Below are 25,672 nucleotides of genomic sequence, written 5' to 3'. Positions count from 1 at the left end.
TCTTTCTGCATGCCCGGGACCGTTAAAGATTCTACTTGTTATGAAACTGACGCTAGTCTTGCTGACCGCCTGTCTGCAAGTTGCAGCCAACACTTTTTCCCAGGGTAAGATCACCCTGAAAATGGAAACATCGGACATCAGGAAAGTGCTGTTCGCCATCGAAAAGAAAAGCAGCTACCGTTTCCTCTTTGATGAAGCCATGATCAAAGGGAAACCGCCTGTAAGCATAAACGTGGAGAACGCCGACATTAACGAAGCATTGGGCCAGGCGCTGCACAATACCGGTATCGCCTACAAGGTGCTGAACACCAACCTGGTGGTGCTGAAAGAAGCCGCCACCGCCGCGGATATCCAGGAAGTGCGGGTGACCGGCCGGGTTACCGATGCCGCCGGTACACCCCTGCCGGGCGTAACCATCGCCATTAAAGGCAGCAACATGGGCACCACCACGGGCGATGACGGCAGCTACGCCATTACCGTGCCGGACGGCGCCGTGCTGGTGTTCAGCTACGTGGGATTTGCCACCCAGGAGGAAACCGTGGGCGGCCGCACCTCCATTAATGTTACCCTGCAGCCTTCCGCCACCAGCCTGGATGAAGCGGTGGTAGTAGGTTACGGCACCCTGCGCAGAAGCCAGGTAGTAGGCTCCGTAGCGAAGGTAGACGGAAAAGAGCTGGCGAAGCAGCCGGTGCTCACCGCCTCACAGGCCCTGCAGGGCAAGGCCTCCGGCATACAGATCATTGCGCCCGGCGATCCCGGCTCGCAACCGCAGGTCAGGATCAGGGGCACCAACACCGTTTCCGGCGATGCCAACCCGGTATACGTGGTGGACGGCGTGATCACGGACAACATCACCAGCATCAACACCATGGACATTGCATCCGTGGAAGTGCTGAAGGATGCCGCCTCCCAGGCCATTTACGGATCGCGGGCGGCCAACGGCGTGATCCTCATCACCACCAAGAAAGGAACAACCGGCCGGCTGAGGGTAGACCTGAACGCTTATACCGGCATACGATCCATGACCTCCAAGGTTAAAATGGCCGATGCCCGCACCTATGCCCAATACACCAATGAAGCCAGGGGCTATGACAACCAGGAGCCCATGTTCCCGGACCTGGATGCGCTGGAATATAATACCGACTGGTTTGACGAAGTGACCCGCGCCGGGCTGCTGCAGAACTACAACGTATCCATGAGCGGCGGCTCCGAAAAGACCACCTATTACTTCAGCGCCGGCTACTTCAGTGACGATGGCATTGTAAGGAACGAAAACTATGAACGGGCCAATTTCCGGCTGAACAATGCCTATAAAATAGCGCCATTCCTGGAATTCGGGCATAACCTGAACATGAGCGTTACCCGCTCCAAAAACAAGCCCAGTCCTTTTAATGACGCTTACCGCAATGCACCCACCACCCCGGTAAGGTTCCCGAACGGGGATTACGGGTTGCTGGAGGGCCTGAGCGTGGCCAACCCGGTAAAGGCCAATGAGCAGCAGGACCATACCAATAAAAGAATTCGTTTGCAGGGCGATGTATATGCCCTGCTGAAACCGGTGAAGCATCTTTCCATACGCAGCAGCTTCAGCTTCAACCGGAGCAATTACGATAACCTGAATTATAATTACGCCTATGACCCCATCAGCATAGGTACAGATAATATTTCCAGCCTGGAAGTGGAAGACGGCAAGTCGTTCTATTATAACTTCGATAACAATGCTACCTATCACCGCACCCTGGCCGGCAGGCACGAGATCATCGCTACCCTGGGGTATTCCGCCGAGCGCAACACCAGCAGCCGGCTGATTGTACGTGGCAACAATGTGCCGCCGCAATCCAACCTGTGGTACATGGAATATGCAGATCCCACTTCTGTGCAACTGGTAGAGAACGATGGCACACTGGTACAAAGGGCCAGCCTGTACAGCCGCCTCACCTACACCTTCGATAATAAATACAACCTGAGCGGCGTGCTGCGCCGCGACGGCTCCAGCAATTTCCCGGTCAATAACAAATGGGGGACCTTCTACTCCATCGGCGGCTCCTGGGTAGTCTCCCGCGAAAGGTTCATGCAAAATCAAAAACTGTTTGACGAGCTGAGAATACGCGCCGGCTACGGCAAGCTGGGGAATGACCGGGTGCCATCACCGGTAGCCAGCTTAAGCCCGGTATCACAACTGGACAATTACTGGTTTGGCGGAAACGGCTACCCCATTGTGCCGGGTATTTCCATTGTAGAGTTAAGGGATGCCACGGTTTCCTGGGAAGAAACAAAAGGAATAGATGCCGGCCTGGAATTTACCATGCTGCGGCAAAGGCTGAGCGGCGAGGTCACCTATTACAACAAGCTGTCCAATGTATACATCCCCGTGACCCTGGTGGCGCTGGCGGGGGATAAGAGTAATGATGTTTTCTCCCGTGCGGCGGATGTGCGCAACAAAGGCGTGGAGATCAGCCTGAACTGGAGTGATCAGGCCAGCGAAAACTTCAGCTATCACGCCGGCTTCAATGTTACCTTCAACAGGAATAATGTAGAAAAGGTACAGGGCTCCCTGCAGTTGAAAGGCGGCAGCCTGGGCAACGGCGAAGTGGTGACCAATACCGTGGAGGGTGAGGAAGTAGGCAGCTTCTGGGTATACGAGGTAACCGGCATCTTTAAAACCCAGGAGGAAGTGGATGCCACCAAGGCAAAGATCACCGGCTCCAAGCCGGGCGATTTCCAGTACCGGGACGTGAACAATGACGGCGTGCTGAATGACCTGGACCGGATGTTCGTAGGCTCTTACCAGCCCAGGACCTATTTTGGCCTGAATGCGGGCTTTAACTGGAAACAACTGGATTTTTCCGTTGACTGCTACGGCAATACCGGCAACAAAATATACAACGGCAAAAAAGCCATCCGTATCGGTAATGACAATATTGAAGCGGCCAGGGCGGAAAACCGCTGGACACCGGATAACATTAACGGCACCCAGCCCCGCGCTTCCAATACCATCCCCAAGCCATCCACTTACTACGTGGAGTCCGGCGATTTCTTCCGGATCAATAACGTCACCCTGGGATATAGCCTGCCTGCACAGCAATGGAACATCGGCATCAGCGCCCTGCGGGTGTACGCCTCCGCGCAAAACCCGTTCATCGCTAAAAAGTACAGCGGCTTCACGCCCGAGCTGCCGGGGCTGAACAATAGCAATAACAGCCTGAGCGCCGGTATTGAAACGGGCATTTATCCTGTGAGCACTACCTATATGTTCGGTGTAAATGTATCCTTCTAAAAAAAATGCAGATGAAGATGAAACTATTATCATATATCACATACTGCGCAGGCGCCTTACTGTTACTGAACGCCTGCAGCAAAAGCTGGCTCAACCCGGCAGTGCCCGGCGAACTGGTTACAACAGACAGTACTTTCCTGGACCCGGCCAATGCAGAGAAATTTGTGAATGCCTGCTATACGCAACTGCTCACCTGGGAGCAGTCCAGCTTTTCCTGGATCGGCGTTACCAGCATTACTTCCGACGATGCGGACAAAGGCAGCGCGCCCGGCGACCTGGGCACGGACAAGGACCAGTTGGACAATTTCACGTATACCGCCACCACGCCTTCCATCGCTACCGTGTGGAAAAGCAATTCCCAGGGCATTTCCCGCTGCAACCAGGCGCTGGCCAACGTGCCTCAATTTGACACTTCCGCCGCGCTGAAAAGCCGGTTGCGGGGAGAGGCGCTGTTCCTGCGCGCATTTTATTATTTCAACATGGTAAGGACCTTTGGCGAAGTGCCCATTGTAGATACCGTGATCGATGCTAACAACCCGGCCGACCTGGAAAAGATCAACGACCGCCGGCCGGTACCGGAAGTGTATGCCCTGATAGAAAGGGATCTGCAGGAGGCGCTGGCCCTGCTGCCCAACAAGGAGCAGTATGATCCCAAAGACCTGGGCCGGGCTACCAAAGGGGCCGCCGCCGCCCTGCTGGCAAAAGTGAGCCTGTACCAGCAAAAATGGGATGCAGTGCTGACCCTTACGGATAATATCATGAGCGGCGCCTACGGTAGCTATGCCCTGGTACCGGATTACACCACCATCTGGCGGGAGGTAGGAGAGAACAGCCCCGAGTCCCTGTTCGAAATCCAAAGCAAAGGTACCGTGCCTTTTGCCGCCGTGCAGCAATATTCCGTTGTGCAATCCATACGCGGCGGCACTTTTAATGACGGTGCGGTAGTGCTCACCGGCTGGGGCTTTAACTCCGTGAGCGAAGACCTCTACAATGCCTATGAGCCCGGCGATGTGCGCAGGAATGCCACTATCATGAGCATTGGCGATACGCTTTTTGACGGCGTGGTGATCATCAATGCTGTTAGCAAACGTTACAACTACAAAGCCTACGTGAGCAGAACAATGGAGTCTTACGGGGATAATAACGATAAGGTAAACAAGAACATCCGCGTGTTGCGCATGGGAGAAATATACCTGATGAACGCGGAAGCAGCCAATGAGCTGGGACAGACCGCCAAAGCGCAAACGGCCCTGAATGCCGTAAGGCAACGGGCCGGGCTGGCCAATACCACTGCCGCCAGCCAGGCGGACCTGCGCAACGCCATCTGGCAGGAACGCCGGGTGGAGCTGGCCATGGAGCATGACCGCTTCTACGACCTGGTACGGCAGGGCCGCGCCGGCACCGTATTGAGAGCGCATGGCAAAGACTTTGTGGATGGCAAGCACGAGGTATTCCCCGTGCCCCAGAGCGAGATCTACGCCAGCAGCGGAAAACTCACGCAGAACAATGGTTATTAGCACAATAATTGCGGCAAATCCTTATTCAACCACGTAATAACACCTGACTACATAATGCAGAAACACATTTTTCCGACCATGCTTATGACTGCGCTGCTGTTGCCGGTATTATTCTCCTGCAACCAGCAGCAAACGGCTGAACAAACAGATCAGCAGGAACAAGCCACCGATTCCATCAGCACGGATTCCCTGTACACGCTGGTGCAGGAACGCACTTTCCAGTACTTCTGGGACGGGGCGGAACCGAACAGCGGCCTGGCCCGCGAGCGCTTTCACGTAGATGGCGAGTACCCGCAAAATGACAAGCACATCGTCACATCCGGCGGAGGCGGCTTTGGCGTAATGGCGATCCTCGTGGGCATTGAGCGCGGCTTCATTACCCGCGAAGAAGGCCGGCAGCGCCTGGATAAAATAGTGCGCTTCCTGGAAACGTCCGACCGCTTTCACGGCGCATGGCCGCACTGGTGGAACGGGGAAACCGGCAAGGTAAAACCGTTCAGCCCTAAAGACAACGGCGGCGACCTGGTGGAAACCTCTTTCATGTTACAGGGGCTGCTGTGCGTAAGACAATATTTCCGGGACGGCAACGCGGAAGAAAAGGAGCTGGCGGCCAGGATAGACAAGCTTTGGAAGGAGGTGGACTTTAACTGGTACCGCAACGGTAAAAACGTGCTGTACTGGCACTGGAGCCCGGATCATGCCTGGGCCATGAATTTCCCGGTACAGGGTTATAATGAATGCCTCATCATGTACGTACTGGCCGCCTCCTCTCCCACGCACGGCGTGCCCGCTGCCGTATACCACGAAGGTTGGGCCAGGAACGGCGCTATCAATGCCACCACTACCCAGTTCGGCTACACGCTGCACCTGAAGCACAATGGGGCGGAGGAATACGGCGGTCCCCTGTTCTGGGCGCACTATTCCTACCTGGGCCTGGACCCGCGCGGGCTGAAGGACAGGTATGCCAACTACTGGGAGGAGAACACCAACCAGACCCTCATCAACCGGGCCTGGTGCGTGGAAAACCCGAACGGCTTCAAAGGCTATGGCCCGGAAAGCTGGGGCCTTACTTCCAGCTACTCCGTAAAGGGATATGCCGGCCATGCGCCCGGTCCCAAGCGGGACCGCGGCGTGATCTCGCCCACCGCCGCCCTTTCATCCATGCCCTACACACCGGAATACTCCCAACAGGCCATGCGCCACTGGTATGAAACACTGCGGGATAAAGTTTGGGGCCCCTACGGGTTTTACGATGCCTTCAGCGAAACGGACAACTGGTATCCGCAGCGCTACCTGGCCATTGACCAGGGCCCTATCGTGGTGATGATGGAGAATCACCGTACCGGGTTGCTCTGGAACCTGTTCATGAGCTGCCCGGAAATACAGGCCGGCCTGAAAAAACTGGGGTTTGAAAGCCCGCATTTGAAATAACCGAAATACAGGAATTACGACATGCGAAAAGTTATGAAACACCGGGCATGGCTGCTGGCAGCAGTCATGCTTTTACCCGCCCTCCCCTTACTGGCGCAGCAGGGGAAAAAGGCACCCATGAACATCATTTTTATCCTGTCGGACGATCACCGGTATGATGCCATGGGCTTCATGCACACCATTGAAGGACTGCAAACCCCCGGTATGGACCGCATGGCGCGGGAAGGCGCGCACCTGCGGAACGCCTTCGTGTCCACCGCACTTTGCTCGCCCAGCCGCGCCTCTATCCTGACCGGGCAGTATGCGCATACCCATACCGTGGTGGACAATGATTCTCCCATGCCGGACAACCTCGTGTTCTTCCCGCAGTACATGCAAAAGCAGGGATACCAGACCGCCTTTTTTGGCAAATGGCACATGGGGAATACCGGCGATCAGCCGCAACCCGGCTTTGACCACTGGGAGAGCTTCCAGGGCCAGGGCACCTATTACAACCCGGTGCTCAACATTGACGGCAAACGGATCAAGCAGCCGGAAGGCAGCTATACTACGGACCTGCTGACAGCGCACACCATTGAATGGCTGAACAAACGCAACAAGCAAAAGCCGTTCTTCGTATACCTGTCCCATAAAGGCGTGCATGCCGAATTTAAGCCGGCCAAACGGCATGAAGGCAAGTACGCCAACATTCCCATTGTATGCCCGCCTTCCATGTACCTCACGGTAACGGACAGCAGCAAGTCCTTTGGTACGCACACCGCCCCGGCCACGCCCGTCAATTACCGCGATATTCCGCAATGGGTGCGCCGCCAGCGCTACAGTTGGCATGGCGTGGACTACATGTACCATGGCACCATTGTTTTTGACGACTTCTACCGCCGTTACCTGGAAACCCTGCAGGCCGTGGATGAAAGCGTGGAAAGAGTGCTGGACTGGGTAAAGGAACAGGGCCTGGAAGAAAACACGATGGTGGTGTACATGGGCGACAATGGCTTTTCCTTTGGCGAGCATGGCCTGATAGACAAACGGCACGCCTATGAAGAGTCCATGCGCGTGCCGCTGCTGTGCTGGGCGCCGGGACTGGTAAAAGCCGGCACCCGGATACCCGAGATCATTATGAACATTGACATCGCGCCTACCTTCCTGGACCTGGCAGGTATTCCCAAACCGGCGCAGATGCAGGGGCAATCCTTCACGGAGCTGCTGCGCGGCCACCAGGCCCCCTGGCGCGACAAAGTGTTCTATGAATACTACTGGGAGGCTGCTTTCCCGCAAACGCCCACCATATTTGCCGTGCGCACCGGCAAATACAAGTACATCTACAATCACGGGCTATGGGATATCAATGAGCTGTATGACATGGAGAAAGATCCTTACGAAATGAATAACCTGATCCGCAACAAAGCATACGAGCAAACCGGCAAGGAGCTGCGAAGCGCTTTGTTTAACTGGCTGGACAGCACCAGGGGACTACTGATACCACTAAAAAAGCCGGCAGGCACAAGATTCGACAACTTATACAGGGGAACATATTAATGTTCCCTTTTTTTAATAGCTGTTCCTATGCGTACTGCAGGTGGGTACAGTAATTGTGCAAAAATACTGGCTACAAAACCATATTCATTCACCTGAAAAACGTTCAAAAATGGCTATCGTAAAAGTAATTGAGCTGATTGCATCGTCTGAAAAAGGTATTGAGGACGCCATACAAAACGCTGTGGCAGAGGCATCCAGGACTATTCACAATATTGATTCTGTGTTTGTAAAGGACATTAAGGTGCACGTAAAGGACGGGAAGATCACCACCTACGGGTTGATCTGTAAAGTGTCCTTCCGGCTGGATGAGCAGGAAAGGGCGCAAAAGCATTAGCCCGGCCCGCTTATGGCGCTTTATACCCAATCAGAGGATTTTGAAACCCAGTAAAATTTTATTGTCATGAACTTTGAGAAATATGCTCCCGAAGCCAACAGCTTTGTAAAGGAGATCGCCATGGAACTGGGGCCTAACCAGGATACCGACCAGGCTTACCGGGTCATGAAAGCGGTGTTTCGCACCCTGCGGGAAATACTGACGCCGGAGGAGTCTGCGCACCTGATCGCCCAGTTGCCGCTCATGCTCAAAGCCGTGTATATTGATGGCTGGAATTTCCAGGCAAAGAACAGGATCCGCTCCATGGACGCCTTCCTGGCATGCCTGCGCTCCAAAGATGAAATGGCGGCGCCCCGGGATTTTGGCAACGATGAAACGGCCAAGACGCATGTAAAGATCGTGCTGGGTGTGCTCCAGCGCCATGTAAGCGCCGGCGAGATCATGGATGTGCTGAACCAGTTCCCGGGCGAGCTGTCCGAGCTATGGCTGGCCCCGGCCAAAAACGTATAAAGGCATTACCTGCCGATGGAGATAAAAGCCGGCAGGCGCATGGCCTGCCGGCCTTTCCTTTTGCCCTTTCCCGCCCCGGAAAATTTTGCAAATAATTTGCAATCAAACTTCGTCTAAACGCACTATCTTCGCGCTTCGGTAAAAACTGCGGTAGTTTATTACCATTTTTTTTAATACATATTTGTCATAAAGGCGCTGAGTCACAGGTTATTCCTTTCCCGACTGCCATTCCTTCGTGCTTTTGTGACTTCATGGCAGAAAATCAAACGAGGAATCATTATTGCTTCATACTGAACATTTTTATTAATTAATTATGGCAACCGTTACCAGAGAAAACATCGGTTTATTGAATGATAAGATCACTGTGAAAGTGAACCAGGAAGATTACCTTCCTAATTTTGACAAAGCGGTAAAGCAATTCAGCAAGGCCGCTAATATACCCGGCTTCCGCAAAGGAATGGTGCCGGCTGGTATGGTAAAAAAGATGCATGGCCAGGCGCTTTTTGCAGATGAAGTGCTGAAAACCGTGGAAAAAGAACTGATGGGCTACCTCCAGAACGAAAAACTGGACATTTTTGCCCAACCCCTCTCCCTGGACAAGGAATCCAAGCAACTGGACTATAGCAAACCCGAAGAATACGCCTTTGATTTTGAAGTAGGGCTGAAACCCGCTTTTGAAGTATCCCCGCTGGAATCCGGCAAAACCACCCTGACCCGCTATAAAATAAAGGCTACCGATAAAGAGGTGGACGAAGAAGTGCAGCGCCTGCAGCTCAAAGGCGGCAACATGACCGAGCCGGAAGCCATTGATAATGAGGATAATGTGCTGAACGTGGAGTTCGAGGAGACCGACGCGGAAGGCAATGTGATAGAAGGCGGCATTAAAAAGGACAATTCCCTGCTGCTGAAATACTTCTCCCCCGCCCTGCAGGAGCAGTTGAAAGGCCGGAAAAAAGACGACAGCATCGTGTTCCAACTGGCTGATTCCTTTGACCCCGAAAGGCTGGCCTGGATACTTAAAGACCTGGGCTTTGCAGAAGATGACCAGGAAGCTGCCAAAAAATACTTCAGGCTTACCATTACCAAAGTGGGCCTGATCGAAAAGCGCGAGCTGAACGAAGACTTCTTCAAGGAGATCTATCCCAACGAAGAGATCACTACCGAGGAGGCTTTCCGCGCCAAACTGAAAGAAGAGATAGAGAAATACTGGGATACCGAAAGCCGTAATCGCCTGCACAACGACCTGTTTGAGGTGCTGGTGCACGAAACGCCCATGGAACTGCCCAAAGATTTCCTGAAACGCTGGCTGCAAACCGGCAGTGAAAAACCGAAAACTGCCGAGGAAGCCGAAAAAGAATATCCCAACTTTGACCACCAGCTAAGGTGGACGCTCATTAGCGACAAACTGATCCGCGATAATAAACTGGAAGTATCCTTCGAGGAGCTGAGAGAAGGCGCCAAGCAGAAATTGCTGGGCTACTACGGCGCCGGCGCCGCCCTGGACGGAGCAGAATGGCTGGACAGCTACCTGGACCGCCTGATGCAGGATGAAAAATTTGTGGATCAGACCTATCGCGAAATGGTTACGCAGAAACTGTTTGATTGGGCGGAAACCAAGGTGGAACTGAAGGAAGAGGAAATAACAGCCGAAGAATTTGCTAAATTACCTCATAAACATCACCATCATGAACATTAATAACGAATTCAGAAAATATGCGATCCAGCATCGCGGAATCAGCAGCCTGGTAGTAGATAGCTATGCCCGTCATCAGATCAATTCACTGACGCCCTACATTATCGAGGAGCGACCGATGAACGTGGCTACCATGGACGTGTTCTCCCGCCTGATGATGGACCGTATCATATTCCTGGGCGACCCGATCAATGACTATGTAGCGAATGTGGTGACCGCCCAGCTCCTGTTCCTGGAATCAACAGACCGCACCCGTGATGTGCAAATGTACATTAACAGCCCCGGCGGTAGTGTTTATGCAGGTTTAGGTATATATGACACCATGCAGATCATTGCCCCGGATGTAGCCACTATCTGTACCGGTATGGCCGCCTCCTTCGGCGCAGTGCTGCTGGTAGCCGGCGTAAAGGGCAAACGCACCGCCCTGAAGCACGCCCGCGTAATGATCCACCAGCCCCACGGCGGCGCTGAGGGCCAGACCTCCGATATCGAGATCACCGCCCGCGAATTTGTGAAGCTGAAAAAGGAGTTGAACGAGATCATTGCCACCCACTGCGGACAGCCGTTCAAAAAAGTGGAGAAAGACTCTGACCGCGACTACTGGATGACGGCCGATGAAGCCAAGGAATACGGCATTATTGACGACGTGCTGGACCGGAACCCGAGGAAGAAACAGGAAAATAACCCGCAATAACACGCGGCAGCCTATTTCCAATATAGGATGAAACGGAGGAAGGGAAGCCCCCTTTCTCCGTTTCTCCTTTTTTCCTATTTTACCTAACTTTGTAGGCTCACGCTAGCATAGGCTTCATATCCCATCCGACATGAAACGGGACCAAAAGTCAACTGTGAAATAAATATCATTAATATTAACAGATGAAAGAATCCAAAATACGCTGTTCCTTCTGTAACCGTTCCAAAGACGAGGTACAGATACTGATTGCCGGCGCAGAAGGCCACATTTGCGAAAACTGTGTGGCAAATGCCCAGGAGATCATAGAACAGGAGCTGTTCCAGCACAGCAAGAAAGCCCCCTCCCATTTTGTGCCCAAGGTGGCCAAGCCCGTGGAGATCAAGCGCTTCCTGGATGAATACGTGATAGGCCAGGACGATGCGAAGAAGATACTGGCCGTGGCGGTGTACAACCACTACAAGCGCCTGAACCAGCAGATCGGGGAAGACGAGGTGGAAATAGAAAAATCCAACATCGTAATGGTAGGCGAGACCGGTACGGGCAAAACCCTGCTGGCCAAATCCATTGCCAAGCTGCTGAACGTGCCCTTCACTATTGTGGACGCAACCGTATTTACCGAGGCCGGCTATGTGGGCGAAGATGTGGAAAGCATCCTGACCCGCCTGCTGCAGGTTTGTAACTATGATGTGGAAGCTGCCGAAAGAGGCATTGTTTATATAGACGAGATCGACAAGATAGCCCGCAAGAGTGACAATCCTTCCATTACCCGCGATGTGAGCGGCGAAGGCGTACAGCAGGGCCTGCTGAAGCTGCTGGAAGGCACCGAGGTGCTGGTGCCACCGCAGGGCGGCCGCAAGCACCCGGAGCAGAAGCTGATCAAGGTAAATACCCAGAATATCCTCTTCATCTGCGGCGGCGCTTTTGACGGCGTGGACAAGATCATCAGCAGAAGGGTGCAAACCCATTCCATCGGCTTTACAGTGGACAAGGAGCGGGAAGAAGAGAACAAGAAACACATCCTGCGCTATGTAAACTCGCAGGACCTGAAAGCCTTCGGCCTTATTCCAGAGCTGCTGGGCCGCCTGCCCGTGGTGACCTACCTGAACTCCCTGGACCGGGATGCGCTGAAAGCCATCCTCACCCAGCCCAGGAATGCCCTGATCAAGCAATACCAAAAGCTGTTCAAGGTGGAAGGCATAGACCTGAGCATAGACGCTGAAGCCATTGATTATATCGTGGACAAGGCCACGGAATTCAAGCTGGGTGCGCGCGGCCTTCGCTCCATCTGTGAAGTGGTGATGAGCGACGCCATGTTCCACCTGCCCTCTACAGAGGAAAAAGTGTTCCTGCTCACCAAGGCATATGCCCAGGAAAGACTGGAACAGTCTACATTAACTAAACTGAAAGTAGCTTAATCCGTTAATATGCAGGAACTGATCCAACAACTCCAGGAAAAGGCAGGACTGAACGCAGAACAGGCCACCAAAGCCATTGAAGTGGTGCGGGAATTTGTAAAAAGCAAAGTGCCGCCCTTTATCGGTGAAACGGTAGACAAATGGTTTGCGGGCATAGACGGGCAGGAACAGCCGCCTAAAAATCCGCAACCTTCTGATGATTTCCTGGACGGATAAGCGGCTAAAACGAGGTATAAAATAACACACAAATAAAAAAGCATCCTGTTTCAGCAGGATGCTTTTTCGATTGCGTAAAGGTGTTTCAATCGTGTGTTTTTTGGGTTTAGGTTGATAAAAGGTAAAGAGTGATTGACTTAACCCAAATTTAACATTCCTTTTTCAAATTTCCATCACACAAAAGGGTTAATATTCATTTTTTTGTCAAAACCCACCACCGGTAACCCACGATCTCTTTTTTTACATTATAGGGCTTTAGAATATATACTTTGTTGACAGGAAGTTGGATGTCTGCTCACTCACGATCCTGTTGATCAGCGCTTTGTTCTCTTCCGTTTGTTTGGTGGCCACCATGGAGCGGATAGAGAACGCCCGCAGCGCATCCGGCACGCTTAAGGTGGCTTCCGCGCTGTCCTTACGCCCGGTGAAGGGGAAAGTGTCCGGCCCGCGCTGGCACTGGCAGTTGATATTCACCCGGCTCACCTGGTTCACCAGCGGGTCTATCAGCGAGGCCAGCTCGGAAGCATTGTTGGTGAACAGGCTTACCTGCTGCCCGTGCTCGGAATGGATCAGGTATTCTATCGGCGTATTGATATCGTCAAAGGGCAATACAGGTATTACGGGGCCGAACTGCTCTTCGTGGTACAGCTTCATGCGGTCATTCACCGGATATACAATAGCCGGGAACACCAGCGATTCGTAAGCGGCGCCGCCATGCGGGTTGATCACCGTAGCACCGTTGGCAATGGCGTCCTCCAGGCAGCTTTTCAGGTATTTGGGCTTTTGCGGCTCCGGCAAAGGGGTGAGGAATACATCCTTTTCCCAGGGCATGCCTACTTTCAGTTTGCCTACCGCTTCACTCAGCTTATCCAGGAACACCTGGGCAATGCGGCGCTGCACAAAAATGATCTTCAGCGCCGTGCAACGCTGGCCGTTGAACGAAAGAGAGCCCAGCACGCATTCTTTCACCGCCAGGTCAATATCCGCTTTATCGGTAACAATGGCGGCGTTCTTGGCGTCCAGGCCCAGGATGGCGCGCAGGCGGTTTACCTTGGGGTGCATTTTCTTGAGCTGGTTGGCCACCTTGCTGGAGCCGATCAGCGTAAGCACGTTTATTTTACCGGATTCCATCAGCGGCTGGATGATCACGTTGCCGCGCCCGTAAATGGTATTGACCACGCCCCTGGGAAAGCAGCTACGGAAAGCCTCCAGCAGCGGGTAATGCAGCAGCGTACCGTGCTTGGGAGGTTTGAACAGTAAAGTATTGCCCATAATGAGGGCCGGTATCAGGGTGGTAAAGGTTTCGTTCAGCGGGTAGTTGAAAGGCCCCATGCACAGCACTACGCCCAGGGGGGAACGCCGAATCTGGCCGATGATGCCCTGCTGTATCTCAAAGCGGGAAGAGTTGCGGTCCAGGTCCTTCAATGCGTCTATGGTAGCGTGTATGTACTCCACCGTGCGGTCAAATTCCTTCACGGAATCTGCATAGGACTTGCCGATCTCCCACATGATGAGCTTCACCACTTCGGCCTTTTGCGCTATCATTTTGCCGGTGAATTTCTCCACGCAGGCAATTCTTTCGGACACCGGCATGGTAGGCCATACGCCGCGGCCATCGTTGTAAGCGGCCAGCGCATCGTCCAGGGAAGCCATGGCTTCCTTTGCGCTGCACAGCGGGTAGGAGCCAATCACCTTTCGTTCCAGGCCATTGGCTGTGCGGATACCAATGGGAGAAACAACGGTGTGCACGTCACCGTTCCAGGATCTCATTTCACCACCGGACAGGTATTCGCGCTGGTGAATTTCCTCCGGCAGGCGGTATTCCTCCGGCACCTCATCCGCGGTGGCCGGGAAAAGCTGTTCTAATTGTTCTTCAAAACTCATGGGAATCTAAAGCAATTAATAATAAATAATAAACGTAACACAAGTATTTCATTGAAACAATAGTGCTGCGAATAATTATTAATTGTTAATTACTAGCTTAAGTAAATCAAGTTAATACGCTTGTATTAATACGTCCGCCGGAATATGTAACTTTTCTGTAAGCTTACGGATCATAGCCAGATTCAATTTTCTTTTTCCTGAAAGTATCTCTGATTTTCTGGAACGATACCCTAAAACTTCTGATAGCTCCGCTTCCGACATGTTCATTTGCTCCAACCGGAATTTAATAGCTTCTATAGGATTCGGCTTGGGAACAGGATAATGCTCATTTTCATATTCCTTGATCAGAATAGAGAGGATTTCCAGTTCATCGGATTCCTTTGAATCTGGTATAATATCTTTTTGCATCAGCGCGTAAGTGCGGGCCAGTGCATCTTCGTATTGTTGATTATTCTTTATTGGTTTTAACATAACTTACTTTTTTTGCATCTACTTTGTCATATTGAGAATGTGTACCAAACCACACTACAAATACTATTTTCAGTCGGTATTCAATATCCACTATTAACCGGTAAGCATTTCCATGAATATTGAACACAACTCTTTTATCAGTCAGAATAGAAGCGTTCCGATATTGGGCTTTCAATTCATTAGGGCTATTCCAATTGGCAGCATCCACTTCTTCATACCATGATAACAATGATTGTTCTGCGTGCGGAAATTCCCTCCAATATTCCTTTAATGTTTTTACAGCAATAACTCTCATTTGCAAATATACAACAAATGTTACCAATTTGGTAACATTTGTTTTTAATATTAAATATTTCCAATGTATGACAACTTATTACCCCCGCATCGCTTCCCTTGCAATCACTATTTTCTGTATTTCGGAAGTGCCTTCGCCAATGGTGCACAGCTTGGCGTCGCGGTAGTATTTTTCCACGGGAAAATCCTTCGTATAGCCATAGCCGCCAAATATCTGCACGGCGTCATTGGCAACCTTCACGGCCACTTCAGAGGCATAGTACTTGGCCATGGCGGCCTGTTTGGTGGCTACCTGCCCACGTTGCTTCAGGTCCGCAGCCTGCATGGTGAGCAGCTCGGCGGCGGCTATCTGCGTGGCCATATCCGCCAGCTTAAAGGAAACGCCCTGGAAGCTGGCAATGGGCTGGTCAAACTGGTGGCGCTCCTGGGCGTATTGCAGCGCCGCATCGTAAGCGCCTTTGGCAATGCCCAGCGAAAGGGCGGCAATGGAAATACGGCCGCCATCCAGCACCTTCATGGACTGTATGAAACCCTCTCCCACCTGGCCCAGCATGTTGGCGGCAGGCAGGCGGCAGTTGTCAAATATCATTTCGGCGGTTTCGGAGGCGCGCATGCCCAGCTTGTTCTCCTTCTTTCCGCCGCTGAAACCGGGCGTGCCTTTTTCCACCACGAAGGCCGTCATCCCGTGGCTGTCGCGCACCTCGCCGGTGCGGGCCACCACTACGGCCACATCGCAGCTTCTGCCATGCGTGATCCAGCATTTGGTGCCGTTAAGCACCCATTCATCGCCCTCCTGCTTTGCCACGCATTTCATATTCATGGCATCGGAGCCGGTATTGGGCTCGGTAAGGCCCCAGGCGCCTATCCACTCCGCCGTGGCCAGCCTGGGAAGGTATTTCTGTTTCTGCTCTTCATTACCGAATTGAAGGATATGGCCGGTGCACAGGGAATTATGAGCGGCCACGCTGAGCCCTATGGCGCCGCAAAAACGGGCGATCTCACTTATTACCGTTACATACTCGGGATAACCAAAGCCGCTGCCCTTGTACTGCCCGGGCACCAGCACGCCCATCAGGCCCAGCTCGCCCAAGTGGCGGAACAGGGGCAGGGGAAAGGTCTGCGCTTCGTCCCATTCCATTACATGCGGTTGTATATGCGTTTTTCCGAAATCGCGGATCATTTGTGCAATCTGTTGTTGCATCTCCGTAGGCTGAAAGTTCATAAATGGGGAATTTAGGTTTAGCAGCTAAAAGCTGATATATTTTTCAAGTTTACGATAAATACTATCATCCACCAATGGAATGTTCTGCAACTGCTCCGGCCGGCTGAAAGGCCCGTGAACACTGCGGTACTTCACGATCAGGCGGGCCAGTTTATAACGTATGTATGGATGTTTTGCCAAAGACTGCTCATCCATCTCATTGATATCCAGTTTTTTTAGAGAAACACTACCCAGGCGCAGGGAAGGTTGAATTTTTTTAAATGTGCTGTCGGGCAAGCCGTAGGTTTCCGCTATCTGCGCAATGGCATGAAAGCCGCCCAGCTTCTCCCGGAAGCGCACAATACGGGCCGCCAGCACGGGACCGATGCCCGGCAGCGCCTCCCAGGCGGCGGAATCCGCTTGGTTAATATCTACGATCACCGGCTTGCGGGCGTGCCAGGTCCGTTTGTAGGCCGGGTACTCCCTGTGGCGGGGCACGCTATCGCGGTAAAAAGGAAGCTGGTACCCGCCCGCCCGCTCTGGCCGCGCTTTTCCGGCCCGGTAACGGCGGGCGGTAAACGATGCGCTTTCCGCCGCCTTTGCCTTTGCCAGTTGCTGCCGGAAAGCCGCTACATCCGCCAGGAATACGCTGTCCGTTTCCACCTTTACCGGCGCATAGGCTTCCCAGGCCAGCGGCAGGCCTATGCAGCTACCTGTCAGCAATAACAGCACCAGGATGCCGGTGCGTTCCCGTTTTGTAAATTCGAAATACGCGCGAAAGGGTTGCCTGTCCATAAAAAGGGGGCAAATTAGGCGGAAATGCAGTTGGGCAGCGTTAATCAAATACTAATGGGAAATTCCAAATCCCAAATTCCGAATTCCAAAGTCCAAATCCCAAACGGGATGGCAGGCCTCCAATAATACTGAAATGCAAGCGGTAATTGGGACAACGCCTTCTAGTTTGGAATTTGGACTTTGGGATTTGGAATTTCTAACTCCAGTCCATCATAGGCCAGGGCCATGCCGGCCGGCAGCTCGCGGCATACTTCCTCATGCCGCCCCATCTGGTGGCTGATGTGCGTAAAGTACACCTGCGGCACTTTCAGCTCCTGCGCCAGGGCAACGGCTTCATCCAGGGTAAAATGCGAAATGTGCTTTTCCCTGCGCAGGGCGTTGAGCACCAGCACCTGCGAGCCTTTTATCTTTTCCTTCTCTTCCTCCGCTACAAAGTTGGCGTCTGTAATGTAGGTGAAATCGCCGAAGCGGAAGCCCAGCACCGGCATTTTATAATGCATGACCTGTACGGGCATAATGGGGAAGCCCTTTACGCTGAAAGCCTCGTCTGAAATGGTTTGCAGGTTCAGCTCCGGTATGCCGGGATATTTGAAATCAGCAAAGGCGTAGGCAAATTCCCGCATGATTACGTTCTGCGAAAAATCCGTGGCGTAGATATCAATAGGCTTTTGCTGGAAATAGTTAAAGGCCCGTATGTCGTCCATACCGGCAATATGATCTTTATGGGAATGGGTGATGAGCACGGCTTCCAGGTGCTGCACCTTTGCGCGCAGCATCTGGTAACGGAAATCAGGCGTGGTGTCCACTACAATATTGCCTACCTCTGTCTCTACCAGTATACTGCTCCGTAAACGATTATCCTTTGGGTCTGCAGAGGTGCAAACCCGGCAATTGCAGGCAATTACCGGCACTCCCTGCGATGTGCCTGTTCCGAGAAAAGTGATCTTCATATTTATGCCGGTTCTTCATTGGCGGGAGGTAAAGGTTCCTGTCCACCGGGGTTTTCCGCATCTGTAACATTCCTGTTCTCCTGCACCTGCTTGTACAGCTTCAGGGAGTCCGGGCTCAGCAGGGTGGCGTCCAGTTGCAGGGAGGAAAGGATATCCAGCAGGGTGTTGATGCGCCCTTCCAGGTTCAGGAACTTGTTGATCACCACCACTTTCTTATGCTCCAGTATGCAGTACCCGGAATTGAAGGTGCCCTTCTCAAAGCGAAGCACGTACTTTGCCTCCTCGAAGATCTTTTCCAGCCGGGACAGGTTGCCGGGTGTGATTTTAATGTTCATCCTGCAAAAATAACTATTAATGCGGACATCACTTACTTACCAGCCTGGCTACCGGCACGATCATTTCTTCCAGCGATATGCCGCCGTGCTGGAAAGTATTGCGGTAATAGTTCACAAAGTAATTGTAGTTGTTGGGATAGCACAGGTAGCCGTCTTCACGGGCAAAGATATACGAGGAGTTTACGTTGGGCTTGGGCAGTCCCGCCTCACGCGGGTCGCGAAAGGCCAGCACCTCCTTGGGATCGTAGTTCAGGTTGCGCCCGTGCTTGTAGCGCAGGTTGGTAGTGGTCTGCTTGTCGCCGATCACCTTTACCGGCGTTTTTACCCGCACGCTGCCATGGTCCGTCGCCACAATGAGGTTGATCTTCCGGTCTGCCAGGCGCTTGAGGGCCTGGTGCAGGGGGGAGTGCTCAAACCAACTGGCGGTGATGGACCGGTAGGAGGTTTCATCGCCGGCCAGCTCTTTCAGCACCTCCATTTCTGTGCGGGCATGGCTCATCATATCCACGAAATTGTACACCACCACGTTCAGCGGGTAGTCCAGCAGGTTGTGAATATTGTTCACCAGGTGCTGCCCGTCGTTATGGTTAATGACCTTGGTGTAGGAAAAACGGGCGTCCACCTTCAGCCGTTTCAACTGCGCGGCAAAAAATTCCTCTTCGTACAGGTTCTTCCCGCCTTCTTCATCATCATTCTTCCACTGCACGGGGAATTGCCGTTCAATATCTACCGGCAGCATGCCGGCAAAAATGGCGTTGCGGCTGTATTGCGTAGAGGTAGGCAGTATGCTGTAAAAAGTATCTTCCTCCACCAGGCGGAACGACTCCTGGAACACCGGCTGTATAGCCTTCCACTGGTCGTAGCGCAGGTTGTCTATCAGGATGAAAAAGTTAGGCACCTCGCTGTCCAGGTTGGGGATCAGCTTATCCCGCACCAGGGTATGTGACATCACCGGGGCGTCGGTTGATTTGGGATGCACCCAGTCCGCATAGTTGCGGCTGATGAATTTTGCAAATTCTGTATTGGCTTCCGCCTTCTGGGTGTTGAACACTTCCAGCAGCTCGGGGCTGTTGGCCTTGCTCATCTCTATTTCCCAGTACACCAGCTTTTTATAGGTGTCCATCCATTCCTGGTGGTCCTGGTTGGAGCTGAGGGCCATGAACAGGGTACGGAACTCCTGTTGGTAGGCGCTGGTAGTTTTTTCCGCCACCAGGCGTTTATTGTCAATGATCTTTTTTAAGGAAAGTAATACCTGATTGGGATTCACCGGTTTAATGAGGTAATCGGTGATCTGGCGGCCAATGGCGTCGTCCATCACGTTCTCCGCCTCGTTCTTGGTGATCATCACCACCGGTATCTGCTGGTCTATTTCCTTGATCTTGCCCAGGGTTTCCAGGCCGGTAATGCCGGGCATGGACTCGTCCAGCAGCACCACGTCCACTACCTGCTCTTTCAGGAATTCCAGCGCATCGTACCCGTTGGTGAGGGCAGATACCCTGTAGCCTTTATTTTCCAGGAAAAGTATTTGGGATTTCAGTGAATCGATTTCATCATCTACCCAGAGTATATTTATTTGGCTCATGTAAAAGAATTGACAAATTAGGAATGGTTACACCGGCGGAAACAGGCCGAAAGGAACAAGTTCCCCATTTTCCGGCAAAAATCATTCCCCGGATATCTCAATTATTTGTTAAAACGGGGGAGACAGATGCAACAGTACAGAAAACAAGCGTTTACTGGTGTAACATATAGGGGTATTTACTTCGTTAAACGTCTATACATTAGAAAAAGTTACGGATTGAAACCGGAACGCGTGCTATCTGACTTATTAAAAAGACATATATATATACAGATGAAAGCGTAGCTTTGTAGATAGCTAAAGCGAGATTAATGCAATGACGGAGCGCAAGCGTAAGATCATCAACGATCCGGTATATGGTTTCATAACAATAGATCATCCTTTGATCTTTAACCTTGTTTCCCATCCGTACTATCAGCGGTTACGCCGTATCCATCAAATGGCCCTGGCCCACCTGGTATACCCGGGCGCCATGCATACGCGCTTCCACCATAGCATGGGCGCCTATCATTTAATGAGCTGGGCATTGCAGGAGCTGCAGGGAAAAGGGGTACACATCAGCCGGGAGGAGGAAGTGGCCGCCAAAATGGCCATCCTGCTGCATGATATAGGTCACGGGCCTTACTCGCACGCGCTGGAAAAGGATATTGTGGAAGGGGTATCGCACGAAGCGATCGGGCGCTGGCTGATGGAGGACCTGAACCAGCAGATGAAAGGAGCGCTGAGCCTTACGCTGGATATCTTTAATGACCGCTACCATAAGAAGTTCCTGCACCAGTTGGTTTCCAGCCAGTTGGATGTGGACCGGATGGATTACCTGAACCGCGACAGCTTTTATACCGGGGTATCGGAGGGCGTGATCGGCTATGACCGGATCATCAAGATGCTGACAGTGCACAACGGGGAACTGATGGTGGAGGAAAAAGGTATTTATTCCATAGAAAAGTTCATTGTGGCAAGGCGCTTGATGTATTGGCAGGTGTACCTGCATAAAACGGTGCTCAGTGCCGAGAATATGCTGGTCAAGATCCTGTGCCGGGCCAAGGAGCTGGCGCTGAAGGGAGTCAGCCTGTTTGCCTCTCCCGCGCTGCAATACTTTCTGTATCATACTATTACGGCCGACAATTTTGAGCGGGAGCCGGATACACTGCAACAGTTTTGCCTGCTGGATGACTACGATATCATGGGTGCCGTAAAAGTATGGGCCGAACATGAGGACAAAGTGTTATCCTTGCTATGCAAATGGTTGATAAACAGGAAATTATTTAAATGCATTCTCAGTAATGAGGTCTTTTCCGGGGATGCTGTGGCCCTGCTGAAAGAGCAGGTAAAACAGCAATGGGGGGTAAAGGAGACAGAACTGGATTATTTTGTTTTTACGGGAACAGCCAGCCTGCGGGCGTACAACATCGCAGATGAAAAAATTAACATTCTTTTCAAGGACGGTACAGTGAAAGATATATCGTCCATAGACAACGCTTTGATCAGCCACACGTTGGCGATACCCGTAAAAAAATTCTACATTTGTCATCCAAAAATATAGGTAAGCAACGTTTTATAAGGAATTAAAATGTTAAAGAATAAAATTATACAATCCGGTGGGGGCCTAATAGGTAACTTTATAAATTTTAACTATGCAGTTTAGCGCAGTACAATTAGCTACCATGTTGGATGGTAAGCTGGAGGGAAACCCGGAAGTTAAGGTGAGCAACATTGCCAAGATTGAAGAGGCCGGCGATGGTATGCTCAGCTTTATTGCCAATCCTAAATATGAAGAGTTCATATATACCACCCAGGCGTCCATTCTTATTGTAAATGAGAACCTGGTGATAGAGCGGCCCATAAAGCCCACGCTGATACGGGTGAAGGACGCTTACAGCAGCTTTGCCCTGCTGCTGGAAAAATACAAGCAAATGGTGGGCAACAAAACCGGGGTGCAGCAGCCCTCGCATATACCCGCATCCGTAAAAATGGGGGAGCACGTTTTCGTAGGCGCATTTGCGTACCTGGGCGAGAACGTGGTGCTGGGCAACAATGTAAAGGTATACCCCGGCGTATACCTGGGCGATAACGTGATCGTGAATGACGACGCCGTGATCTACCCCGGCGTAAAAGTATATGATAACTGCGTGCTGGGCCGACGGGTAATACTGCACGCCGGCTGCGTAATAGGCGGCGACGGCTTTGGCTTCGCGCCCCAGCCGGACGGCTCCTACAAAAAAGTGCCGCAGATAGGTAACGTAGTGATACATGACGACGTGGAAATAGGCGCCAATACCACCATAGACCGCGCCACCATGGGCTCCACCATCATCCGCAAGGGCGTAAAGCTGGACAACCTGATACAGGTGGCCCATAACGTGGATATCGGCACCAATACGGTGATCGCCGCCCAGACAGGGGTGTCCGGCAGCACCAAAATAGGCCAGAACTGCGTAATAGGCGGGCAGGTAGGCATGGTAGGCCACATACACATAGCAGATAATACCAAAATAAACGCACAAAGCGGTTTGTCTAAGTCCATCACGGACCCAAACACCTCCCTGAACGGCTCCCCGGCGTTCGATTATAAAAGTTCACTGAAAAGTCAGGCAATTTTTAGAAATTTGCCGGACCTTGAAAAAAGGGTGAAGGAGCTGGAAGATATGGTAAAACAACTCCTCTCGGAGCGAGAGGGCGTTTGAAGGACATAGTAGACAAACAGTTATAAATTATGATGGAAAATCAAGAGTCGCAGAACCAACATACGCTGACAGGACCAGTAACCATCTCAGGTGTTGGTTTGCACACGGGAGCGCAAGTAAATATGACCCTGAAACCGGCCCCTCCCGGGTTCGGTATCAAGTTTCAACGTATAGACCTGCCGGAACAGCCGATCGTGAAAGCGGACGTGGACTACGTGGTAGACACCACCCGCAGCACCACCCTGGAGCACAACGGCGCCCGGGTAAGCACCATTGAGCACATCATGGCGGCCCTGGCCGGCACCGGTGTGGACAATGTACTGATAGAGCTGAACGGCCCCGAAGTGCCCATTATGGACGGCAGCTCCCAACCTTTCATCGAAGTAATAGACGAAGCAGGCGTACAGGAACAGGACGCCAAAAAGATCTATTACTCCCTGGATACCAATATCTCCTACTACGATGAAGTAAAGAAGGTGGAAATGGTGGCCCTGCCCGCGGTAGACTACCGGATCACCTGCCTGATAGATTTCAACTCTCCCGTACTGGGCACCCAGCACGCCAACCTCAAAGGCATGCAGGAGTTCAGGAAGGAAATAGCCGGCAGCCGTACCTTCTGCTTCCTGCATGAGCTGGAATACCAGTTGTCCCTCAACCTCATCAAAGGCGGGGATATTAACAACGCCATCGTGGTGGTAGACCGCCCGGTAACGGAAGAGGAGTTGCAGCGGCTGGCCAAGGCCTTCAAGCGCGACAACATCTCCGTACAGCGGGAAGGCATCCTGAACAACATACAGTTGCGCTACCCCAATGAACCGGCCCGGCACAAGCTGCTGGACGTGGTAGGCGACCTGAACCTGATAGGCTTCCCCATCAAGGCGCATATCATTGCCAACCGCCCGGGCCATGCCTCCAACGTGGAATTTGCCAGAAAGATCAAACAATATATCAAGAAGAACAGGCATGCGCGGGATATTCCCATCTATGATCCCAACCAGCCTGCGATATTTGACCTGCGCCGTATAGAAAGGACGCTGCCCCACCGCTACCCCTTCCTGCTGGTGGACAAGATCATCGACCTTTCCGATACACAGGTGGTAGGCATCAAGAATGTAACGTTTAACGAGTATTTCTTCCAGGGGCATTTTCCCGGTAACCCGGTAATGCCCGGCGTGCTGCAGATTGAAGCGCTGGCACAGGCAGGCGGTATCCTGGCCCTAAACACCGTGCCCGATCCTGAAAACTATGATACGTACTTCCTGAAAATAGACAACTGCAAATTCAAGCAGAAAGTAACACCGGGAGATACCATGATCCTGAAAATGGAGCTGCTCAGCCCCATCAGGAGAGGTATAGTAGAAATGCGGGGTACCGTATTCGTTGGTAATAAAGTAGTAACAGAGGCAGACCTGGTAGCACAAATCATTAAAACAAGAGGAGGCAAATAACAGCATGATCCACCCGCTAACGTACATTCATCCCGACGCCAAAGTGGCGCCTAATGTAAAAATTGATCCGTTCACCGTTATACATAAGAACGTAGAAATAGGGGAAGGTACCTGGATAGGCTCCAACGTTACTATCATGGAAGGCGCCCGTATCGGCAAGAACTGCCGCATATTCCCGGGATCTGTTATTTCCGCCATTCCGCAGGACCTGAAATTTGCGGGTGAGGACACCACTGTGGAAATAGGCGATAACACCACCATCCGCGAGTTCGTGACTATCAACCGTGGCACCAGGGACCGCTGGAAGACCGTGATCGGCAACAACTGCCTGATCATGGCCTACTGCCATATTGCGCATGACTGCGAAGTAGGCGATCACTGTATTTTCTCCAACAATACCACCCTGGCGGGTCACATCACCGTTGGCAACCATGTGGTGCTGGCCGGTATGGTGGCCGTACACCAGTTCTGTAAAATAGGCGACCACGCCTTTGTAACCGGCGGCTCGCTGGTGCGCAAGGATGTGCCGCCCTATGTAAAAGCCGCCCGTGAGCCCCTCTCCTACGTGGGCGTCAATTCCATCGGGCTCAAGCGCCGCGGCTTCTCTATTGACAAGATCAATCACATCCTGGACATTTACCGCGTGATATTTGTGAAAGGCTACAACGTGTCCAAAGCGATCAGTATCATTGAAGCGGAATTTCCGGCTACTGACGAGCGTGACGAGATCCTTTCCTTTATCCGTGAGTCCGGCCGGGGTGTGATGAAAGGATATACCACCCGTAACAATGACGATCTCGCTTAACCAGGCAGGCAAGCGTTTTAACTACGACTGGATCTTCCGCCGTATCTCGTTCACTTTCCAGGAAGGCGGACGCTATGCCATACTGGGCCCTAACGGATCTGGAAAATCCACCTTATTACAGGTTATCAGCGGGCACCTGCATCACAATGAAGGTACCGTTAACTATAGCATAGCGGAAAAGCCCATCGAGCCCGATGCGTTTTTCCGCTATTGCGCTATTGCGGCTCCCTACCTGGAGCTGGTAGAGGAGTTTACCCTGGCGGAAAGCATACAGTTCCATTTACAGTTCAAATCCTTCCTGCCAGGTTTCACTGCCCGGGAAATAGCTGGTATAGCGGGGTTGGAGCATGCCATGCACAAGCAGATCCGCTATTTTTCCTCCGGTATGAAACAGCGTATCAAGCTGGCCCTGTCCATTTTTTCCGATGTACCTGTGCTGTTGCTGGACGAGCCCTGTACCAACCTGGATGCTGCCGGCGTGCAACTGTACCAGCAGCTCATCGAGGCCCACTGCGGCAACCGGCTGCTGATCGTCAGCTCCAATGACGAACAGGAGTATTATATGTGCCCGGAGCGGATCAACATAGTTGATTATAAGTAAAA

At 52.2% G+C, this 25,672-nt stretch carries 23 protein-coding genes; 15 read left to right on the top strand and 8 right to left on the bottom strand.

Annotation, left to right across the window (positions count from 1 at the left end; all coding sequences use genetic code 11):
* Positions 1-40: 40 nt before the first annotated feature.
* The 10 genes from LX66_RS08400 to LX66_RS08355 all read left to right on the top strand — a co-directional run bounded on the left by LX66_RS08400 (position 41) and on the right by LX66_RS08355 (position 12,623).
* Positions 41-3,277: a TonB-dependent receptor gene (locus LX66_RS08400; RefSeq protein WP_158642574.1), complete on the top strand. Its 3,237-nt coding sequence runs from the start codon at positions 41-43 to the stop codon at positions 3,275-3,277.
* A gap of 17 nt (positions 3,278-3,294) precedes the next feature.
* Complete coding sequence (locus tag LX66_RS08395; RefSeq protein WP_211366072.1) at positions 3,295-4,794, top strand: RagB/SusD family nutrient uptake outer membrane protein; 1,500 nt, start codon at positions 3,295-3,297, stop codon at positions 4,792-4,794.
* A 54-nt stretch (positions 4,795-4,848) separates the two neighbouring features.
* Positions 4,849-6,225, top strand: coding sequence for a glucoamylase family protein (locus LX66_RS08390; RefSeq protein ID WP_145711738.1), 1,377 nt, complete (start codon positions 4,849-4,851; stop codon positions 6,223-6,225).
* 21 nt (positions 6,226-6,246) lie between these two features.
* A complete protein-coding gene (locus LX66_RS08385; RefSeq protein ID WP_211366068.1) occupies positions 6,247-7,761 on the top strand; it encodes a sulfatase family protein in 1,515 nt (504 codons plus the stop codon).
* Between the two features lie 109 nt (positions 7,762-7,870).
* Positions 7,871-8,095: a dodecin family protein gene (locus LX66_RS08380; RefSeq protein ID WP_145711735.1), complete on the top strand. Its 225-nt coding sequence runs from the start codon at positions 7,871-7,873 to the stop codon at positions 8,093-8,095.
* 66 nt (positions 8,096-8,161) lie between these two features.
* On the top strand, positions 8,162-8,605 hold the full coding sequence (locus LX66_RS08375) for a DUF2267 domain-containing protein (protein ID WP_145711733.1): 444 nt from the start codon (positions 8,162-8,164) through the stop codon (positions 8,603-8,605).
* A 313-nt stretch (positions 8,606-8,918) separates the two neighbouring features.
* The gene (tig, locus tag LX66_RS08370) at positions 8,919-10,301 is read left to right on the top strand and encodes a trigger factor (RefSeq protein WP_145711730.1); all 1,383 of its coding nucleotides are present in this window, start codon (positions 8,919-8,921) and stop codon (positions 10,299-10,301) included.
* Positions 10,291-10,992, top strand: coding sequence for an ATP-dependent Clp endopeptidase proteolytic subunit ClpP (clpP, locus tag LX66_RS08365; RefSeq protein ID WP_145711726.1), 702 nt, complete (start codon positions 10,291-10,293; stop codon positions 10,990-10,992). Before tig ends, clpP begins: the two co-directional genes overlap by 11 nt.
* 182 nt (positions 10,993-11,174) lie before the next feature.
* On the top strand, positions 11,175-12,407 hold the full coding sequence (gene clpX, locus LX66_RS08360) for an ATP-dependent Clp protease ATP-binding subunit ClpX (protein ID WP_145711723.1): 1,233 nt from the start codon (positions 11,175-11,177) through the stop codon (positions 12,405-12,407).
* A gap of 9 nt (positions 12,408-12,416) precedes the next feature.
* Positions 12,417-12,623 (top strand): hypothetical protein, encoded by a 207-nt coding sequence (locus tag LX66_RS08355; protein WP_145711720.1) that lies wholly within the window; start codon positions 12,417-12,419, stop codon positions 12,621-12,623.
* A gap of 255 nt (positions 12,624-12,878) precedes the next feature.
* Here LX66_RS08355 and LX66_RS08350 read toward each other — a convergent pair whose 3' ends face one another.
* From LX66_RS08350 to porX, 8 genes are all read right to left on the bottom strand, one after another.
* Entirely contained in the window at positions 12,879-14,507 is a 1,629-nt protein-coding gene (locus LX66_RS08350; protein ID WP_145711717.1) for an NADP-dependent glyceraldehyde-3-phosphate dehydrogenase, read from the bottom strand.
* Positions 14,508-14,618: 111 nt separating this feature from the next.
* Positions 14,619-14,978 carry a helix-turn-helix domain-containing protein gene (locus LX66_RS08345; protein ID WP_145711714.1) on the bottom strand — a complete coding sequence of 120 codons (360 nt, stop codon included), beginning with the start codon at positions 14,976-14,978 and terminating at the stop codon, positions 14,619-14,621.
* A complete protein-coding gene (locus LX66_RS08340; protein ID WP_145711711.1) occupies positions 14,956-15,273 on the bottom strand; it encodes a type II toxin-antitoxin system HigB family toxin in 318 nt (105 codons plus the stop codon). Before LX66_RS08340 ends, LX66_RS08345 begins: the two co-directional genes overlap by 23 nt.
* A 78-nt stretch (positions 15,274-15,351) precedes the next feature.
* Positions 15,352-16,494 (bottom strand): acyl-CoA dehydrogenase family protein, encoded by a 1,143-nt coding sequence (locus tag LX66_RS08335; protein ID WP_145711709.1) that lies wholly within the window; start codon positions 16,492-16,494, stop codon positions 15,352-15,354.
* Between the two features lie 24 nt (positions 16,495-16,518).
* Positions 16,519-17,268, bottom strand: a complete 750-nt coding sequence (locus LX66_RS08330) for a ComEA family DNA-binding protein (RefSeq protein WP_145711706.1) — start codon at positions 17,266-17,268, stop codon at positions 16,519-16,521.
* Between the two features lie 161 nt (positions 17,269-17,429).
* Positions 17,430-18,218 carry an MBL fold metallo-hydrolase gene (locus LX66_RS08325; protein ID WP_145711704.1) on the bottom strand — a complete coding sequence of 263 codons (789 nt, stop codon included), beginning with the start codon at positions 18,216-18,218 and terminating at the stop codon, positions 17,430-17,432.
* 2 nt (positions 18,219-18,220) lie between these two features.
* Positions 18,221-18,553: a hypothetical protein gene (locus tag LX66_RS08320; RefSeq protein ID WP_145711701.1), complete on the bottom strand. Its 333-nt coding sequence runs from the start codon at positions 18,551-18,553 to the stop codon at positions 18,221-18,223.
* 28 nt (positions 18,554-18,581) lie between these two features.
* Positions 18,582-20,135: a T9SS response regulator signal transducer PorX gene (gene porX / locus LX66_RS08315; protein ID WP_145711699.1), complete on the bottom strand. Its 1,554-nt coding sequence runs from the start codon at positions 20,133-20,135 to the stop codon at positions 18,582-18,584.
* Between the two features lie 313 nt (positions 20,136-20,448).
* On the opposite strand from porX, the gene LX66_RS08310 reads away from it, so the two are divergent.
* The 5 genes from LX66_RS08310 (at position 20,449) to LX66_RS08290 (ending at position 25,670) form a co-directional block, all read left to right on the top strand.
* A complete protein-coding gene (locus tag LX66_RS08310; RefSeq protein ID WP_145711697.1) occupies positions 20,449-21,675 on the top strand; it encodes an HD domain-containing protein in 1,227 nt (408 codons plus the stop codon).
* Positions 21,676-21,766: 91 nt separating this feature from the next.
* Positions 21,767-22,816, top strand: coding sequence for a UDP-3-O-(3-hydroxymyristoyl)glucosamine N-acyltransferase (lpxD, locus tag LX66_RS08305; RefSeq protein WP_145711694.1), 1,050 nt, complete (start codon positions 21,767-21,769; stop codon positions 22,814-22,816).
* Positions 22,817-22,845: 29 nt separating this feature from the next.
* A complete protein-coding gene (locus LX66_RS08300; protein ID WP_145711692.1) occupies positions 22,846-24,264 on the top strand; it encodes a bifunctional UDP-3-O-[3-hydroxymyristoyl] N-acetylglucosamine deacetylase/3-hydroxyacyl-ACP dehydratase in 1,419 nt (472 codons plus the stop codon).
* Positions 24,265-24,268: 4 nt separating this feature from the next.
* Complete coding sequence (gene lpxA, locus LX66_RS08295; RefSeq protein WP_145711689.1) at positions 24,269-25,069, top strand: acyl-ACP--UDP-N-acetylglucosamine O-acyltransferase; 801 nt, start codon at positions 24,269-24,271, stop codon at positions 25,067-25,069.
* Positions 25,053-25,670, top strand: coding sequence for an ABC transporter ATP-binding protein (locus LX66_RS08290; protein ID WP_145711687.1), 618 nt, complete (start codon positions 25,053-25,055; stop codon positions 25,668-25,670). The genes lpxA and LX66_RS08290 overlap by 17 nt, the downstream gene beginning before the upstream one ends.
* Positions 25,671-25,672 lie beyond the last annotated feature (2 nt).

It is taken from the genome of Chitinophaga japonensis, assembly GCF_007830125.1.
In the GTDB taxonomy this organism is placed as follows: domain Bacteria; phylum Bacteroidota; class Bacteroidia; order Chitinophagales; family Chitinophagaceae; genus Chitinophaga; species Chitinophaga japonensis.
The sequence above is the reverse complement of the archived record's forward strand: the minus strand, read 5'-3'. Positions and strand labels throughout refer to the sequence as shown.